This is a genomic window from Bacillus sp. FSL M8-0071 (genome assembly GCF_037975455.1).
Taxonomy (GTDB): domain Bacteria; phylum Bacillota; class Bacilli; order Bacillales; family Bacillaceae; genus Bacillus; species Bacillus subtilis.
The window spans coordinates 1,192,656-1,206,873 of record NZ_CP150256.1; the positions used below are offsets into that span (position 1 = coordinate 1,192,656).

A 14,218-nucleotide genomic window follows, 5' to 3' on the forward strand; every position below is an offset into this window, starting at 1 on the left:
TTTTTATAATTAATTATTCATCAAGAGGTGGGCTGTTAGATGGAAGGTTATTTAGTGTTAGAAGATGGGACATCGTTCAGCGGCGAGCTGGACGGTCATGAAAACTGTACGGGAGAAGCTGTTTTTTTCACAGGAATGACAGGCTACCAGGAAGTGCTGACAGATCCATCGTATAAGGGACAGATTATTGTATTTACCTACCCGCTGATTGGCAACTACGGCATAAATGAAAAGGACTTTGAAAGCAAGAAACCGCAAGTAAAAGCAGCGGTTGTCTATGAGGCGTGTGATCACTTTTCTCATTATGAAGCGGTATACAGCCTCAAGGAGTATTTACAGAAATGGAACATTCCGCTGTTAACCCATGTTGATACGAGGGCTGTCGTGAAGAAAATCCGGGCAAACGGGACGATGGGTGCAACAGTCACAGCCTCTAAAGAAGGAGCTGAGATGGCCCTTCAACCAGAGAATGTGGCAGAGCAGGCTTCAGCCCAGGAAATCAGCACATTCGGCGACGGGAATAAACATATCGCTCTCATTGATTTTGGCTATAAAAAGTCAATCGCATCATCACTTGTCAAAAGAGGCTGCAAGGTTACTGTGGTGCCATACCAGCAAATGGAGGCCGTATACAACATCAAACCCGATGGCATTGTGCTATCGAACGGACCTGGAGATCCGAAAGCAATCCAGCCATATTTAGGAAAGATCAAAAGCATCATCAGCCGCTTTCCGACTCTCGGCATTTGTCTCGGACATCAGCTGATCGCGCTCGCGTTCGGAGGGAATACTTTTAAGCTGCCATTCGGACACAGGGGAGCTAATCATCCGGTCATCGACCGTGAGACGAAACGGGTCTTTATGACAAGCCAAAACCACAGCTATGTGGTTGATGAACAGTCGATTAATGAAGAAGAGCTCACGATCAGGTTTCATCATGTCAATGATACGTCAGTTGAAGGGCTTGCCCATAAAAAACTGCCTGTCATGAGTGTTCAATTCCACCCGGAAGCCCATCCCGGACCTGCGGAAAGCGAATGGATTTTTGATGATTATTTAAAGAATGTGATACCAGCAAGGAGAGAAATCGCGCATGCCTAAAGACACCAGTATTTCAAGCATATTAGTAATCGGCTCAGGCCCGATCATTATCGGGCAGGCGGCAGAATTTGATTATTCAGGCACTCAAGGGTGCATCGCGCTGAAGGAGGAGGGCTACCGGGTGATTCTCGTCAACAGCAATCCGGCGACAATTATGACCGATGAAGCCTTCGCTGATGAAATTTATTTTGAACCTCTGACAGCAGAAAGCCTGACAGCCATCATTAAGAAAGAACGGCCTGATGGGCTTCTTGCCAATTTAGGCGGTCAGACCGCGTTGAATTTAGCAGTGGAGCTTGACGAAACGGGTGTTTTAAAAGAGCACGGCGTCAAACTTCTCGGCACATCCGTTGAAACGATACAAAAAGGAGAGGACCGGGAAAAATTCCGTTCGTTAATGAACGAATTGAATCAGCCCGTGCCAGAGAGTGAAATTGTTGATAATGAAACCGACGCCATCCGGTTTGCGGAATCCATCGGTTTTCCCGTTATTATCAGACCTGCTTACACATTAGGCGGAAAGGGCGGAGGAATCGCCCCTGATAAAGAAGCCTTTACAGCTATGATTAAACAGGCGCTATTAGCAAGCCCGATCAATCAATGCCTTGTCGAAAAAAGCATTGCCGGCTTTAAAGAAATTGAATATGAAGTCATGCGTGACAGCAATAACACATGCATTACCGTCTGCAATATGGAAAATATCGATCCGGTCGGCGTGCATACAGGTGACTCTATCGTTGTAGCGCCGTCACAAACATTGACAGACGAAGACTATCAAATGCTGCGGACAGCAAGTCTGACGATCATCTCAGCACTTGATGTTGTAGGCGGCTGCAACATTCAATTCGCGCTTGATCCATTCAGCAAGCAATATTACGTCATTGAAGTGAATCCGCGTGTAAGCCGGTCATCGGCTCTCGCGTCTAAAGCGACCGGTTATCCGATTGCGAAGATGGCCGCGAAACTGGCAGTCGGATACACCCTTGACGAGCTGAAAAATCCGCTCACAGGGTCGACTTACGCAAGCTTTGAACCGGCACTGGACTATGTGATCGTCAAATTTCCGCGCTGGCCGTTTGATAAATTCAAAAACGCAGACCGCAAGCTTGGCACAAAAATGAAAGCCACCGGTGAAGTGATGGCGATTGAACGGAATTTAGAAGCAGCGATACAAAAGGCAGCCGCGTCGCTTGAATTAAAAAATATCGGGACACACCTTCCAGAGCTCAGCGGGTTGTCAATTGATACGCTATGGGATTTGGCAATCACTCCGGATGACCGCAGATTTTTCGTTGTCATGGAGCTGTTGAGCCGCAGCGTCTCGATTGATGACATCCATGAAAAAACAAAAATTGATCCGTTTTTCCTTCATACCTTTGACAACATCATCAAATTGGAAAACCGCCTGATGGAAGCAGGGAGCGATCTCTCTTTTGAATTATTGAAGAAAGCAAAGGAAAAGGGATTCTCAGACGCAACGATTGCCTCACTGATCGGCAAAACAGAGGAAGAGGTGCGCGCGCTTCGCAAGGAGATGGGCATTACGCCTTCCTTTAAAATCGTAGATACATGCGCGGCAGAGTTTGATGCGAAAACAAACTATTTTTACTCCACATATTTCGGAGAAACCGATGGAGACATCAGCCGCAAAGAGAAAAAACGCGCGCTCATTATCGGATCAGGCCCGATTCGGATCGGCCAAGGCGTTGAATTTGATTATAGTGCTGTTCACGGTGTGCTGACACTGCAAGAGCTTGGATTCGAAACCATCATGATTAACAATAACCCGGAAACGGTCAGCACCGATTATGAAATTGCGGACCGCCTGTATTTTGAACCAATGACAACGGAGCATATTGTAAACGTGGCGGAGCAGGAAAATATTGATTTTGCAATTGTGCAATTCGGCGGCCAAACTGCAATCAATGCTGCTGAAGCGCTCGAAAAAGCCGGCATTACTCTTCTTGGCACATCATTTCAAACGCTCGACGTGTTAGAGGATCGGGATCAATTCTATCAGCTTCTTGACGAGCTGGGATTGAAGCACGCAAAAGGAGAAATTGCTTATACAAAAGAAGAAGCCGCTTCAAAAGCGAGTGAGATCGGCTATCCGGTGTTAATCCGCCCATCTTACGTTATCGGCGGAATGGGCATGATCATTGTTGACTCGCAAGCCCAGCTTTCTCAGCTGCTGAATGATGAGGACAGCATGCCATATCCGATTTTGATTGATCAGTATGTGTCTGGAAAGGAAGTCGAAATTGATTTGATTTCCGACGGCGAGGATGTCTTTATCCCGACATATACCGAGCATATTGAACGGGCAGGTGTCCATTCAGGGGACAGCTTTGCCATTCTTCCCGGGCCGTCCATCACGAGCGGGCTGCAGCAGGGCATGAAAGATGCGGCACAAAAAATTGCCCGAAAACTTTCATTTAAAGGCATCATGAACATTCAATTTGTGATCGACAATGGAAACATACTCGTTCTTGAAGTGAATCCGAGAGCGAGCCGCACGGTTCCTGTCGTCAGCAAAGTAATGGGCGTTCCGATGATTCCGCTCGCCACACGACTGCTAGCCGGAGCGTCCTTAAAAGATCTAAATCCGGCAGTTCAAAATCATCATGGAGTTGCCGTGAAGTTCCCTGTTTTTTCTTCTCATGCGATCCAGGATGTGGATGTCAAGCTTGGGCCGGAAATGAAATCAACGGGAGAAGGCATGTGTGTCGCATATGATGCTAACAGTGCCTTGAAAAAAATCTATACAAGAGTCTGGAGTCAAAAAGGCAGCATTTATTTGCAAAACGTTCCGGAAGATGTGAAGGAGTTAGCAGAAAACGAAGGTTTTACAATACATGAAGGAACATTTGCCTCATGGATGGAACAAGAAGAAAAATCGCTCCACATCAATCTGAGCGGTTCTGAAGAAGCACGCAAAGAACGTTTGGAAGCCATGACGCACGGCATCCCCGTCTTTACAGAAGAAGAAACTGTGCGGGCGTTTTTACAAAGCGGTTCAGGCCATCCGCAGCCTGTATCTCTCAAAGACCTCTATAAAAAGGAAGTGGCAACATGCACACAGTGACGCAAACCAGTTTATACGGAAAAGATTTATTAACGTTAAAGGACCTTAGTGAAGAGGATATAAACGCCTTGCTCACAGAAGCCGGTGAGCTGAAACAAAACAAAATTCAGCCTATATTCCATGGCAAAACCTTGGCGATGATTTTTGAAAAATCATCAACGCGGACCCGTGTTTCATTTGAAGCGGGTATGGCGCAGCTCGGCGGGAACGCCCTCTTTCTAAGCCAGAAAGATCTGCAGCTGGGGCGCGGTGAGACTGTCGCTGATACGGCGAAAGTGCTGTCAGGCTATGTGGATGCCATTATGATCCGGACCTTTGAACATGAAAAGGTGGAGGAACTTGCCAAAGAAGCTGACATTCCGGTGATCAATGGACTTACCGATAAATACCACCCATGCCAGGCGCTGGCGGATCTCTTGACGATTAAGGAGATAAAAGGGAAGCTTAAAGGCGTAAAAGTCGCATACATCGGTGACGGAAATAACGTGGCGCACTCCTTGATGATCGGCTGCGCGAAAATGGGCTGTGATATCTCGATCGCTTCGCCAAAGGGATATGAAGTGTTAGATGAAGCAGCTGAAGCGGCAAAAACATATGCACTTCAATCCGGCTCTTCTATCACGCTGACAGATGATCCGATTGAAGCTGTAAAAGACGCGGACGTGATTTATTCTGATGTGTTTACAAGCATGGGGCAGGAAGCGGAAGAGCAAGAACGTCTTGCTGTCTTTGCGCCTTATCAGGTGAATGCGGCGCTAGTCAGCCATGCCAAGCCTGACTATACATTTTTACATTGTCTCCCTGCGCATCGCGAGGAAGAAGTGACTGCGGAGATTATTGACGGGCCAAACTCTGCAGTGTTCCAGCAGGCGGAAAACCGTCTTCATGTGCAAAAAGCACTGCTGAAGGCCATTTTATATAAAGAGGAATCATCAAAAAACTGCTGAGCCAAACTCAGCAGTTTTTTTGATGGCAACATATTCACAGCCGCTTAGGCGCATACTACAGCAAAAAGGAAAAGGAGGAAAAACAGTGGGACAGCAGCACCAATTCCGGTCCGGACAGAAAGCGCCTAATAACGGTGTCTACGTAGAAATCGGCGAGACAGGGAGCATGGTTAAAAACCCTCAAAAGGTCCATCTGTCAGCAGGGGAAATGTTCCCCGAAACATCAAACCACAACCGGCTGTGGACTTACAAAAGAAAGCCGTGACCACTAAAAAACCCAAAACAATAAATGTTTTGGGTTTTTTGGCTTTTTAATGCTGGCTTGCATTTTTGTTCATAGGCATGATTTCTGCTAAAACCATGATTAAGACATACAGTACAACAGCAATGACAGATGATGTTTTGAAATTATACGTAACGCTGTTCATGCTTGCAACCAAGTAGCATGCCATATGTGATAAAAGGAACGTCCAAATAAAGGCAATAATATATCGCACGTTTCCACCTCGTCCTTCTCATTCTATTCTAAAAGTTATCATACCATACAAAAAGCGAAGGGGGAATCCAATTTTAGCAGAAAGTGAGGTGACAAAAGAGTCTGATTCGTCACACTTTAATGGTAAAATATAAAAACGTCAATCAGTATAATAGCCAAAAATGTAAAAGGCTAGGACTTTACCTTATTCGTTTCTTTTCTATTTACATAAGATAGCGTGAGATGAAGTGTGAAAGGAGGCGGGCAAGCGATGGGAATAACGGAAAGATACTTTCAACTGGGAACGGAGCATAATGTCATTCATCTGCCCTATCGCCCGAACGGCTTCGGCATCTTTATCTTGGGGGACAGAACCCACTTTGTCGGACATGATTCAAGCTTTTGGCAGCAGCATTACGGCAGAAATCAGCTTCTGAGCATGTTGATGAATGAAGGATATACTCTTTTTAACAGCAATCTGTTCGGAAGGCATTGGGGGGCGGAAAAAGCAGTCACCTATGCCAAACAGCTGATACATTCTGTGCTGAAGCAGGAAATCCTCAATCCGAAGATTCATATTTTAGCAGAAGGCATGGGTGCTCTCGTGGCCGATGAACTGCTTCGTTTTTCCCCGGATCATATCCGCTCAGCCGCAATGTTGAATCCTTGTCTCGATCTTCAGGCACATTATGAATCGGAAAAAGAAAATAAATTTTTCTATAAGCAATTTTTGAAAGAAGTATCGAAAAGCTACGGAATTTCTGAAAAAGAAGCGGAAGCGATTCGTTATAAAACAATTCAAAGCTACCCGAGCGGCGTACCGGTTCATATATGGCAGCGTATGACCGGAGCTCCATATCCCTACAGCGTACATGCGGAAGTTTTCAAGGAAAAACAGCAAAAGCAAGGCTCACCGGTCGACATGACATTTCATTTATTTGAGCATCCAAGCAGAATTTATGCATCAATTTGCAAATTCTTTCATAGTCATGAAAAAGAATTATAGAGAATATAATGACAACAGCCTTCTCTTTTGCGGAGGCTGTTTTGTTTTGGGAAATGAAAAACCGGAAGGGCGGCAGATGCAATGGAATCAACGCTGATTGTAGGTGCGGACGAATTTTTCGGCCTTTCATTATGTGAACGAATGATGGATGAAGGCATACATGTTGACGTTGTTCTGGCGGAAACAGAAGATAAAATGAGACAAATGTACTTAGAAGAAAGACTCATGTGGCTTGGGAGAAATGAACTCTTTCGCCAGCTTGAACACATTGGAGACCAAAATTATGATACAATTTGTATCCAGTTTGGAAGTTTTTTGCCTTTAGACCAATGTGATTCTCCTTATATTTTAGTATATGAAGAAGACCGAAAAGAATGGGAAAAACGTGAAAAAACAGGCTCGGAAAAAACCGTGATCCTGCCGAAAATGTACGGGCCATGGAAAGAAGAAACAGAGGAAGACGGCTATTACACAAACGACGTGGCTGACGAGTTGCTGAGATTCCTGTTAGAACCAAGCCGTCATAGCAAAGATCAGCTTTTTGAATTGCAAGTCACAGAGAAAACCTCAAAAGAAGAAGCAAAAACAAAAATTATCGAGTGGAAAAGACAATTTTCATCAATTTTCGACAAATATTAAGAAAAACCTTCCATGTTTCGAGTTTTCTAGATACAATAAACGTATAAAAATAATACATGTTATAGCTTGTCAAAAGGAGTTGAACATGACTTGATCACAAGGCTTGTCATGATCTTTTCTGTCCTCCTTTTATTGAGTGGATGTGGACAAACTCCGTTCAAAGGAAAAATTGAGAAGGTCGGCATGCTCTTTCCTGATACGATTAATGACCTCGTATGGGGCACAAAAGGGTATAAAGGATTACTGAATATACAATCCAAATACAATGTGGACGTCTATTATAAAGAAGGCGTTAAAACAGAAGAAGATATCATAAATGCGATTGAGGATTTTCATAAGAGGGGCGTCAATCTGCTCTACGGTCATGGGAGTGAATATGCTGAGGTGTTTAACTTGGTCGGCGAAGATTATCCAGATATGGAATTCGTCATTTCCAATGCGAAAGCGAAAGCTGATAATGTAACGAGTGTCCATTTTAGCGGGGAAGCAATGGGCTTTTTTGGAGGAATGACTGCTGCCCATATGTCGAAAACGAATCAGGTCGGTGTAATTGCCTCCTTTACGTGGCAGCCTGAGGTGGACGGTTTTATCAAAGGGGCCAAGTATGAAAATCCGGATATAGAGGTAAATACGAAATATACGGATCATTGGGATGATGATACAACAGCAGTAAAGCTTTATCAGAAAATGAAGAACGAAGGCGCGGATGTTGTGTATCCCGCCGGAGACGGGTATAATGTTCCTGTTATTCAGCAAATCAAAAAAGACGGTCTTTATGCCATTGGCTACGTCACAGATCAATCGGATCTGGGCGAGAATACCGTATTAACCAGCACGGTGCAAAATGTGGACAAGGCCTATGAAATCATTGCTGAACAATTTAATAAAGGCACCCTTGAGGGCGGCGATCATTACTACGACCTGAATACGGGAGTCGTTGAGATGGGAACATTCAGCCCGCTCGTCGACAAAGACTTTCAGCAAAGAATCGCCAAGCTGATCAAAACATACAACAAAACAGGCGAGCTGCCAAAAAACGAGTAATGGAGTGACGTCACATGCAGCACGAAAAATCACTTGAATTCTTGCAAATTGCCATGAAATATCTCCCTGAAGCGAAAGAACAGCTTGAGAAATCAGGCATTGAGCTCTCAATGGAGGCCATACAGCCGTTTATGAATCTATTTACAACGGTAATGGCGGAAGCTTATGAGCTTGGCAAGTCTGACGCTAAATCTGAAACAGAATAAGAAGAAGCCACTTTTTTGAAAGTGGCTTTTCACATGATTTTCTTTTTAATAGCGGAGAGCATGGGCGCAAGCTCCTTTAAAGCGGGCTTGATTTGATCAAGAGAGTTCATAATTGAACCGATTTGGTCCATAATATGCATGTAATTAATCGTCTCTTCGTCGTTTGTCTGAGAAACTTGAGAAACTTCCTCTTGCTGTTCCTCCTCCTTCTCTTCTGTTGGTTTTGCTGCATCGCCGAACATCATTCTTGAAAACACATCCAACTGCATACGCCTCCTTTCCATATACCATACTCTATGAGTAAGATGAACTGATAGTTTAGACGAATATATTGCCATGTGAAAAAAAATAGGATAGAATTAGTACCTGATACTAATAATTGATCACAACCTGATTGATCTTCTAAATTTAAGATATAAAGGAGTCTTCCCTAATGAAAGCTGGAATACTTGGTGTTGGACGTTACATTCCTGAGAAGGTTTTAACAAATCATGATCTTGAAAAAATGGTTGAAACTTCTGACGAGTGGATTCGTACAAGAACAGGAATAGAAGAAAGAAGAATCGCAGCAGATGATGTGTTTTCATCACATATGGCTGTTGCAGCAGCGAAAAATGCGCTGGAACAAGCTGAAGTGGCTGCTGAGGATCTGGATATGATCTTGGTTGCAACTGTTACACCTGATCAGTCATTCCCTACGGTCTCTTGTATGATTCAAGAACAACTCGGCGCGAAGAAAGCGTGTGCTATGGATATCAGCGCGGCTTGTGCGGGCTTCATGTACGGGGTTGTAACCGGTAAACAATTTATTGAATCCGGAACCTACAAGCATGTTCTAGTTGTCGGTGTAGAGAAGCTCTCAAGCATCACCGACTGGGAAGACCGCAATACAGCCGTTCTGTTTGGAGACGGAGCAGGCGCTGCGGTAGTCGGGCCAGTCAGTGATGACAGAGGAATCCTTTCATTTGAACTAGGAGCCGACGGCACAGGCGGTCAGCACTTGTATCTGAATGAAAAACGACATACAATCATGAATGGACGAGAAGTTTTCAAATTTGCAGTCCGCCAAATGGGAGAATCATGCGTAAATGTCATTGAAAAAGCCGGACTTTCAAAAGAGGATGTCGACTTTTTGATTCCGCATCAGGCGAACATCCGTATCATGGAAGCTGCTCGCGAGCGTTTAGAGCTTCCTGTCGAAAAGATGTCTAAAACTGTTCATAAATATGGAAATACTTCTGCCGCATCCATTCCGATCTCTCTTGTAGAAGAATTGGAAGCCGGTAAAATCAAAGACGGCGATGTGGTCGTTATGGTAGGGTTCGGCGGAGGACTAACATGGGGCGCCATTGCAATCCGCTGGGGCCGATAAAAAAAGGTGAGGTGCACACAAGATGACTAAAAAAAGAGTAGTTGTTACAGGACTTGGAGCATTATCTCCACTTGGCAACGACGTCGATACAAGTTGGAATAACGCAATCAACGGTGTGTCCGGAATCGGTCCGATCACTCGTGTTGACGCTGAAGAATATCCGGCAAAAGTTGCCGCTGAATTAAAAGATTTTAATGTTGAAGATTATATGGATAAAAAAGAAGCCAGAAAAATGGACCGCTTTACACAATATGCGGTTGTGGCTGCGAAAATGGCGGTTGAAGATGCAGATCTTAACATTACCGATGAGATCGCGCCGAGAGTCGGTGTTTGGGTAGGCTCCGGTATCGGAGGACTTGAAACATTAGAGTCTCAATTTGAAATCTTCTTAACAAAAGGCCCAAGACGGGTAAGCCCGTTTTTCGTGCCAATGATGATTCCTGACATGGCGACAGGCCAGATTTCTATTGCATTAGGAGCAAAAGGGGTGAACTCTTGTACGGTTACAGCATGTGCTACAGGAACGAACTCCATCGGTGACGCGTTTAAGGTTATTCAGCGCGGTGATGCAGACGTGATGGTCACAGGCGGAACAGAAGCGCCGCTGACAAGAATGTCATTCGCCGGCTTTAGTGCCAACAAAGCGCTGTCTACTAATCCAGATCCGAAAACAGCGAGCCGCCCGTTTGATAAAAACCGTGATGGCTTTGTCATGGGGGAAGGTGCAGGGATTATCGTTCTTGAAGAACTTGAGCATGCCCTGGCCCGCGGCGCTAAAATTTACGGAGAAATTGTCGGCTACGGATCAACCGGAGACGCTTATCATATCACAGCGCCGGCCCAAGACGGTGAAGGCGGAGCGAGAGCGATGCAAGAAGCCATTAAAGATGCAGGCATTGCACCTGATGAAATTGATTACATCAATGCTCACGGAACAAGCACGTATTATAACGACAAATACGAAACAATGGCGATTAAGACTGTTTTTGGCGAGCATGCGCATAAACTTGCGGTAAGCTCTACAAAATCGATGACAGGCCACCTCTTAGGAGCAGCCGGCGGTATTGAAGCCATTTTCTCTATCCTGGCCATTAAAGAAGGCGTGATTCCGCCGACAATCAATATTCAAACACCTGACGAAGAATGTGATTTGGATTATGTGCCTGATGAAGCCCGCAGACAGGAACTTAATTATGTTCTTAGCAACTCATTAGGATTCGGCGGACACAACGCAACATTAATCTTTAAGAAATATCAATCATAATCAAGCCAAACCGGCTGCCCTTAAAGGGTAGCCGGTTTTTTTTGTGTGCATAGGATTAAAAGAGGAGGCGATCACATGAGTGTAGAACAAACATATAGCTGGCTCAGGAAGGCCGGTTCAATAGATGATTTGGCGCATTACATTATCCCGCTTTTTTCAGGTGCGGAGAAAAAGAACTGGAAGGGCATTCTGGGGCATCTTCAGCATCATGGGATGTTTAAAAACATAAAAGAGGGTATTCAGACGGTTTCCAAGCTGAAGGAAAAAGGTTTTTACGGACATATCCAAAAGGAAGAACAGTACCTCAAAAACAAATGGCAAGGTCCTGATGTACCAATTGTTACGCTGCCGGTTGATGAACGAAACAGGAGAATCCGTTTAGAGTTCGGATCAAAATCAGGACTCGCCTTTCAAGACAAAATGTTCCTTTTTCTTTCGTCAGATTTAGATTTTGGGTCAGTATCTGCCCTTATGACGCATGAGTATCATCACGTTTGCCGGTTAGGTCATCTGACAAAAGAGGAAAAGGATGTCACATTACTTGATACAATCATCATGGAAGGGCTGGCGGAATATGCTGTTTATGAGAGGTTCGGCCGAAGCCAAACGGCTGAATGGACGACTTGGTATACACCGGAGCAGCTTCAGGCTTTATATGAAAAAAAGATTGCGCCCCATCGGGATATCAAACGGGATAATCGATTATTTCCCCAGCTGTTATTCGGCAAAGGATATCAGCCAAAAATGCTTGGATACGCAGTTGGATTCAATATTGTAAAAAAATATTTAACTGCCAGCAAGGCAAGCACCGCAGACGGGCTGTCCATTCCTGCTGAGACCTTTTTGGATGCAATGCTTTAAAAGGATAAAATAATGGAATTTCATTAATAATATTACAATTATCCTAAAAAATTCTTGATTTTGCAAAATGATTGTAATAATATACAACTATAAAATTTTTCGATAATTCAATATTATTTATTATTTCTGAATAAAGGGATTGCTTTCTCTTGAAAACGTTTGACAACAAGAGGGGGGAAAGGGGAGCTAGCATGAGCACACTTTTAGAAGTGAATAATTTAAAGACTTATTTTTTTAGGAAAAAGGAGCCGATCCCTGCGGTTGACGGAGTCGATTTTCACATCAGCAAAGGCGAAACCGTCGCGCTTGTAGGTGAATCGGGCTCCGGAAAAAGCATTACTTCTTTATCAATTATGGGCCTCGTCCAAAGCTCAGGCGGAAAAATCATGGACGGCTCTATTAAACTCGAAGACAAAGACCTCACCTCATTCACTGAAAACGATTATTGCAAAATCCGCGGTAACGAAGTATCCATGATCTTTCAGGAACCAATGACCTCCCTTAATCCGGTGTTAACAATCGGAGAACAAATTACCGAAGTGCTGATTTACCATAAAAACATGAAGAAAAAAGAAGCCCGTCAACGAGCTGTTGAACTCTTGCAGATGGTCGGTTTCTCCCGGGCGGAGCAAATTATGAAGGAGTACCCGCATCGGCTGTCCGGCGGTATGAGACAGAGGGTGATGATTGCCATCGCACTGAGCTGTAATCCTAAACTGCTCATTGCTGATGAACCAACGACAGCGCTGGACGTGACAATACAAGCCCAAGTGCTGGAGCTCATGAAAGATCTCTGTCAGAAGTTCAATACATCGATTCTTCTGATCACACACGACTTAGGTGTCGTGTCTGAGGCTGCCGATAGAGTAATTGTCATGTACTGCGGACAAGTCGTAGAAAACGCCACTGTTGATGACTTATTTTTAGAACCGCTTCATCCGTATACAGAAGGCCTGCTTACGTCAATTCCTGTTATAGATGGAGAGATTGATAAATTAAATGCGATTAAAGGCAGTGTGCCTACACCGGATAATCTGCCGCCGGGGTGCCGTTTTGCCCCAAGGTGCCCGAAAGCTATGGATAAGTGCTGGACAAATCAGCCTTCGCTTTTGACACACAAAAGCGGAAGAACCGTGAGATGCTTTTTATATGAGGAAGAGGGTGCCGAACAATCATGACAGCAGCTAATCAAGAAACAATCTTAGAGCTTCGTGACGTAAAAAAATACTTTCCGATCCGGTCAGGCCTTTTTCAAAGAAAAGTCGGTGATGTAAAAGCGGTGGATGGTGTTTCATTTTCGTTAAAAAAAGGAGAAACACTCGGAATCGTTGGAGAGTCGGGCTGCGGAAAATCAACTGCCGGCAGAACGATGATCAGACTGTACAAACCGACAGAGGGCCAAATTCTTTTTAAAGGGCAGGATATTTCCAATCTGTCAGAGGAGAAGCTGCGGAAGAGTGTCCGCAAAAATATTCAAATGGTTTTCCAAGATCCATTTGCTTCGTTAAACCCGAGAAAGACCCTGCGTTCCATCATAAAGGAGCCGTTTAATACGCACAACATGTATACCATGCGTGAACGAAACGAAAAAGTTGAAGAGCTGCTTGCAAGAGTAGGGCTTCACCCGTCGTTTGCCAGCCGTTATCCCCATGAGTTTTCCGGCGGCCAGCGCCAGCGGATCGGCATTGCCAGAGCACTCACTTTGAATCCAGAGCTGATCATTGCAGATGAGCCGGTTTCCGCACTTGATGTATCCATTCAGGCCCAAGTGATTAACTTGATGGAGGAATTACAGGAAGAATTTAATCTTACGTATCTATTTATCTCTCATGATCTGAGTGTCGTACGCCATATCAGCGACAGAGTCGGAGTAATGTATCTTGGCAAAATGATGGAACTGACCGGCAAGCATGAGCTTTATGACAACCCGCTTCACCCATATACCCAAGCGCTTTTATCCTCCGTTCCGGTTACAAGAAAAAGAGGATCTGTCAAACGTGAACGCATTGTCCTGAAGGGAGAACTGCCTAGTCCGGCCAACCCGCCAAAAGGCTGCGTATTCCACACAAGATGTCCTGTTGCAAAACCGATATGCAAGGAACAAATACCAGAATTTAAAGAAGCTGCTCCCAGCCACTTTGTGGCTTGTCACCTTTATAGCTAATGTTGCCCGCACAGCTTTGAGAGGGGGTATGCACACTACATAAACAACAGCTGA

Annotated in this window: 15 protein-coding genes; 13 read left to right on the forward strand and 2 right to left on the reverse strand. The window is 44.6% G+C overall.

Annotated features, from left to right (window positions below; all coding sequences use genetic code 11):
- Positions 1–39: 39 nt before the first annotated feature.
- The 4 genes from MKX71_RS06110 to MKX71_RS06125 all read left to right on the forward strand — a co-directional run bounded on the left by MKX71_RS06110 (position 40) and on the right by MKX71_RS06125 (position 5,398).
- Entirely contained in the window at positions 40–1,101 is a 1,062-nt protein-coding gene (locus MKX71_RS06110; protein WP_029726276.1) for a carbamoyl phosphate synthase small subunit, read from the forward strand.
- A complete protein-coding gene (locus tag MKX71_RS06115; RefSeq protein WP_339231858.1) occupies positions 1,094–4,186 on the forward strand; it encodes a carbamoyl phosphate synthase large subunit in 3,093 nt (1,030 codons plus the stop codon). The genes MKX71_RS06110 and MKX71_RS06115 overlap by 8 nt, the downstream gene beginning before the upstream one ends.
- Positions 4,174–5,133: an ornithine carbamoyltransferase gene (argF, locus tag MKX71_RS06120; protein WP_167408051.1), complete on the forward strand. Its 960-nt coding sequence runs from the start codon at positions 4,174–4,176 to the stop codon at positions 5,131–5,133. Before MKX71_RS06115 ends, argF begins: the two co-directional genes overlap by 13 nt.
- Before the next feature lie 85 nt (positions 5,134–5,218).
- Positions 5,219–5,398 carry a YjzC family protein gene (locus tag MKX71_RS06125; protein ID WP_106610841.1) on the forward strand — a complete coding sequence of 60 codons (180 nt, stop codon included), beginning with the start codon at positions 5,219–5,221 and terminating at the stop codon, positions 5,396–5,398.
- Positions 5,399–5,444: 46 nt separating this feature from the next.
- Here the strand turns inward: MKX71_RS06125 and MKX71_RS06130 are convergent, their stop codons facing one another.
- Positions 5,445–5,630, reverse strand: coding sequence for a DUF2929 domain-containing protein (locus tag MKX71_RS06130; protein WP_003245236.1), 186 nt, complete (start codon positions 5,628–5,630; stop codon positions 5,445–5,447).
- A 249-nt stretch (positions 5,631–5,879) separates the two neighbouring features.
- Between MKX71_RS06130 and MKX71_RS06135 the strand changes: the two genes are divergently transcribed.
- From MKX71_RS06135 to comZ, 4 genes are all read left to right on the forward strand, one after another.
- Entirely contained in the window at positions 5,880–6,614 is a 735-nt protein-coding gene (locus tag MKX71_RS06135) for a hypothetical protein (RefSeq protein ID WP_003245223.1), read from the forward strand.
- An 81-nt stretch (positions 6,615–6,695) separates the two neighbouring features.
- Positions 6,696–7,253 carry a hypothetical protein gene (locus tag MKX71_RS06140; protein ID WP_014479435.1) on the forward strand — a complete coding sequence of 186 codons (558 nt, stop codon included), beginning with the start codon at positions 6,696–6,698 and terminating at the stop codon, positions 7,251–7,253.
- A 90-nt stretch (positions 7,254–7,343) separates the two neighbouring features.
- Positions 7,344–8,297, forward strand: a complete 954-nt coding sequence (gene med, locus MKX71_RS06145; protein ID WP_014476425.1) for a transcriptional regulator Med — start codon at positions 7,344–7,346, stop codon at positions 8,295–8,297.
- 14 nt (positions 8,298–8,311) lie between these two features.
- A complete protein-coding gene (gene comZ / locus MKX71_RS06150) occupies positions 8,312–8,503 on the forward strand; it encodes a ComG operon transcriptional repressor ComZ (protein ID WP_003224559.1) in 192 nt (63 codons plus the stop codon).
- 29 nt (positions 8,504–8,532) lie between these two features.
- On the opposite strand, the gene yjzB is transcribed toward comZ, so the two are convergent.
- The gene (gene yjzB, locus MKX71_RS06155; protein WP_003232972.1) at positions 8,533–8,772 is read right to left on the reverse strand and encodes a spore coat protein YjzB; all 240 of its coding nucleotides are present in this window, start codon (positions 8,770–8,772) and stop codon (positions 8,533–8,535) included.
- Positions 8,773–8,936: 164 nt separating this feature from the next.
- Between yjzB and fabH the strand changes: the two genes are divergently transcribed.
- The 5 genes from fabH to appF all read left to right on the forward strand — a co-directional run bounded on the left by fabH (position 8,937) and on the right by appF (position 14,164).
- On the forward strand, positions 8,937–9,875 hold the full coding sequence (gene fabH, locus MKX71_RS06160) for a beta-ketoacyl-ACP synthase III (RefSeq protein ID WP_003232971.1): 939 nt from the start codon (positions 8,937–8,939) through the stop codon (positions 9,873–9,875).
- A gap of 22 nt (positions 9,876–9,897) precedes the next feature.
- Positions 9,898–11,139 (forward strand): beta-ketoacyl-ACP synthase II, encoded by a 1,242-nt coding sequence (gene fabF / locus MKX71_RS06165; RefSeq protein WP_041850981.1) that lies wholly within the window; start codon positions 9,898–9,900, stop codon positions 11,137–11,139.
- A 75-nt stretch (positions 11,140–11,214) separates the two neighbouring features.
- The gene (locus tag MKX71_RS06170) at positions 11,215–12,000 is read left to right on the forward strand and encodes a DUF2268 domain-containing protein (protein ID WP_003232967.1); all 786 of its coding nucleotides are present in this window, start codon (positions 11,215–11,217) and stop codon (positions 11,998–12,000) included.
- A 191-nt stretch (positions 12,001–12,191) separates the two neighbouring features.
- Positions 12,192–13,178 (forward strand): oligopeptide ABC transporter ATP-binding protein AppD, encoded by a 987-nt coding sequence (gene appD / locus MKX71_RS06175; RefSeq protein ID WP_003232965.1) that lies wholly within the window; start codon positions 12,192–12,194, stop codon positions 13,176–13,178.
- A complete protein-coding gene (gene appF, locus MKX71_RS06180; protein WP_014476428.1) occupies positions 13,175–14,164 on the forward strand; it encodes an oligopeptide ABC transporter ATP-binding protein AppF in 990 nt (329 codons plus the stop codon). The genes appD and appF overlap by 4 nt, the downstream gene beginning before the upstream one ends.
- Positions 14,165–14,218 lie beyond the last annotated feature (54 nt).

Excerpts from the sequence above, each read along its gene's own strand:
- MKX71_RS06110 (WP_029726276.1), top strand. The coding sequence starts at position 40 with ATGGAAGGTTATTTAGTGTTAGAAGATGGGACATCGTTCAGCGGCGAG.
- MKX71_RS06115 (WP_339231858.1), top strand. The coding sequence starts at position 1,094 with ATGCCTAAAGACACCAGTATTTCAAGCATATTAGTAATCGGCTCAGGC.
- argF (WP_167408051.1), top strand. The coding sequence starts at position 4,174 with ATGCACACAGTGACGCAAACCAGTTTATACGGAAAAGATTTATTAACG.
- MKX71_RS06135 (WP_003245223.1), top strand. The coding sequence starts at position 5,880 with ATGGGAATAACGGAAAGATACTTTCAACTGGGAACGGAGCATAATGTC.
- MKX71_RS06140 (WP_014479435.1), top strand. The coding sequence starts at position 6,696 with ATGGAATCAACGCTGATTGTAGGTGCGGACGAATTTTTCGGCCTTTCA.
- comZ (WP_003224559.1), top strand. The coding sequence starts at position 8,312 with ATGCAGCACGAAAAATCACTTGAATTCTTGCAAATTGCCATGAAATAT.
- yjzB (WP_003232972.1), bottom strand. The coding sequence starts at position 8,772 with ATGCAGTTGGATGTGTTTTCAAGAATGATGTTCGGCGATGCAGCAAAA.
- fabH (WP_003232971.1), top strand. The coding sequence starts at position 8,937 with ATGAAAGCTGGAATACTTGGTGTTGGACGTTACATTCCTGAGAAGGTT.
- fabF (WP_041850981.1), top strand. The coding sequence starts at position 9,898 with ATGACTAAAAAAAGAGTAGTTGTTACAGGACTTGGAGCATTATCTCCA.
- MKX71_RS06170 (WP_003232967.1), top strand. The coding sequence starts at position 11,215 with ATGAGTGTAGAACAAACATATAGCTGGCTCAGGAAGGCCGGTTCAATA.
- appD (WP_003232965.1), top strand. The coding sequence starts at position 12,192 with ATGAGCACACTTTTAGAAGTGAATAATTTAAAGACTTATTTTTTTAGG.
- appF (WP_014476428.1), top strand. The coding sequence starts at position 13,175 with ATGACAGCAGCTAATCAAGAAACAATCTTAGAGCTTCGTGACGTAAAA.